The sequence below is a fragment of the Streptococcus minor DSM 17118 genome (assembly GCF_000377005.1).
GTDB classification, from domain to species: Bacteria; Bacillota; Bacilli; order Lactobacillales; family Streptococcaceae; genus Streptococcus; species Streptococcus minor.
The window spans coordinates 1-2440 of the sequence record NZ_AQYB01000009.1 but is presented as its reverse complement, the minus strand read 5'-3'; the positions used below and the strand labels follow the sequence as shown (position 1 = coordinate 2440).

Annotated in this window: 3 protein-coding genes; all 3 read left to right on the top strand. The window is 37.4% G+C overall.

Going from position 1 to position 2440, the window contains the following annotated elements:
* Positions 1-105: 105 nt before the first annotated feature.
* Complete coding sequence (locus tag F602_RS0100135) at positions 106-1212, top strand: hypothetical protein (protein WP_018165957.1); 1107 nt, start codon at positions 106-108, stop codon at positions 1210-1212.
* 14 nt (positions 1213-1226) lie between these two features.
* Entirely contained in the window at positions 1227-2021 is a 795-nt protein-coding gene (locus tag F602_RS10525; RefSeq protein ID WP_018165956.1) for a hypothetical protein, read from the top strand.
* A 180-nt stretch (positions 2022-2201) separates the two neighbouring features.
* Positions 2202-2440: RHS repeat-associated core domain-containing protein (locus F602_RS10120; protein ID WP_040839523.1), on the top strand; the 239-nt coding region annotated here is incomplete at its 3' end.

The following is a 2440-nucleotide window of genomic DNA, read 5'->3' as shown; positions in this document are numbered from 1 at the left end:
TCAATAACCAACTGTCCCAAATCAAAAAAGCAGATGGCAAGACTATTTCTTACGACTACAATAAGCTAGACCAACTCTTGACGACCAAGTACTCTGAATAGTCAGATGAGAGTAGACCCGGCCCTCTTTGGTAATCACTCCCATAGCGGAGGAGGCTACTACTCAGCAGCCAACCATATCCGCCACCGCGTCCAAAGCAACCCAAGTTACCGACCGCCAGCTAGCTACTACTCTGCATTTGGACCACATGCGGCAGTCTATCGCCCAAGTCCGTCCTATGTTGGAGGTTATTATGGCGGAGGCAGCGCTAGCCACTATACGACTTACCAGCAACAACAAGCCCAGGCTAGAGCCATTGCCCAACGCCAACAAAACATCCGCAATGCCTATGCACAAGCAATTGGTATCAAGGGAATACCAAGGTCTAAAGAAGCTAAGAACATGTACCTTAACTGGGGCAAAGCCTTAGCTGAAACCCTCAAGCATGTGTGTAACCCAAAAACTGCTAAAGCTAATGGGAAAACTAGCAAGAGTTCCCCCAATAAGGTAACATTGATGAGTGCTTTAGTAGCAAGTGGATCGGCTACTTTACTTTTCCTTGGAACTGATAAGAAAAAATTTAGTCTATTTGGAAAAACTGAACAAACCATTGACATTTCATCTCCAGAGTGGAAAAATAAGAATTGGCTTTATAATTCATATTTGAAACACTCTGTTAAAACTGAAAAGCCTGGTAGTGGATTGATTCAAGGTCAATTTACAAACGGTGTATTCTCGGGTGTTAAACTAAGCGTAATGGATGTTGTTACGGGTAGTTTAGGAATGGGAGATGGCAATCTAAACACGAATCCTTCTCTAAGTCTATTTGGGCATACTATCGGAGCAAATGTTGGAATAGGAAAGGATGGAATAACTACTTCAGCAGGTGCAGATAATGGTAAAAAAGGTTATGATATTGGATTGAATCTTAATGGAGATTATAAGAATGGTATGATAGGTGCTTATATAACTAGCCGAAACATTTCTACAGCAACTGATGGAGTCGTTTCAACTCAAGCAACAGAAACTGGGTTTAGGACAGGCAATGGAACTCAAATAATAACAGCAGGACTTGTATTAACTTCACCAATTTGGGGGCCAGCAGTTATAGGTAGTACAGCAGGAGCCACAATTGTCCTAATTATTAGTTCTTTGTTTAAGAGTGGTAAATAGAGAGGATGGATAAGATGTTAAATTTAAAAGAAAAGTTCTCAAACTTTTCAGTACATACTTTATATTTCTTTAGAAATATTTCTGGGTTAATTATTGTAATGATATCTATTGTAAGTATTGTTTGCTTGAATGCTCTTGAGCTATCACCAGATTTATATAATCTCATAACACTGTTAACTGTATTACTACTGATAATGTATTATCTGTTATCAAAAAAAATTGATAGTATTTTGATAGAGCTCTTAGTAAAAAATATTGATTTAGAAAAATATGAAGCATACTGGCAACAGCATATTAAGAGTAAATTTGGATTAAAGGCACTAGCTTACCATGCTTTAGCTAGAGTTGCTTTTTACCGAGGATATTTTGAGGAGAGCCTACATTACTTTGAGTGTTCTAAAAATGAAAAAAGGCAAACTAGAAATTCTAAAAATTTGTTAGAGTCAGATAGAAAACAATACATTATTCAATCAAATATTTTTTTAGCAAAAAATAATGAGCATGACTTGAGGAGCTTTCAAAATGTAATAAGAGGAGTTGAAAATGAACCATACTTAAGAGCAATTTTAGATGTCATTTACTATAAGGAATCTAATTCATTCTTTGAACAAAATACAGATATAGATAAAACAAAAATTTCTAGATTGATGTTTCAATTTTATAAAGCCCAAAATGCTATGCTACTAGGTCAGCATGAGGAAGCGCAGAGATTGTTCTCTGAACTCTCCAAGGAAAATCCACAACTATTTATTGTTCAAGAAGCTAAGATGATGTTAAGTGAATTAAAAAACGATTTAAGCTTCCTTTAACAATATTCTTTCATTGATTGATAATTAGGATACTCATTTGCTAATACGGAGAACACCTAGAAATTTTCTAGGTGTTTTCTTTTTGATGTGGTAGAATAAAATATGAGAATCTTGACAACCTAACACATAGCTAAAATAGGCTGAGAAGCACTGCTTTTTCCAAAAGAAAAGCTTACCTTAATGAAGTTGAACAGCACAAGCACTAGCTACCACCTCTATGGGTCTACCAAGTCTACAACAGATCAGACTGGCAATCCCTTCGCCTACAATGGAGAAGCAAGAGACATCACAGGGCTGGACTACTTAAGGGCGAGGTATTATGATCACCAAGTCGGCACCTTCCTGACAGAGGATAGCTACCAAGGTGACGACCGAGACCCACTCAGCCAAAACCTCTATAGCTATGTCCAGAACAACCC

Coding starts and splice junctions, on each gene's coding strand:
- F602_RS10525 (WP_018165956.1), top strand. CDS start 1,227: ATGTTAAATTTAAAAGAAAAGTTCTCAAACTTTTCAGTACATACTTTA.
- F602_RS0100135 (WP_018165957.1), top strand. CDS start 106: ATGAGAGTAGACCCGGCCCTCTTTGGTAATCACTCCCATAGCGGAGGA.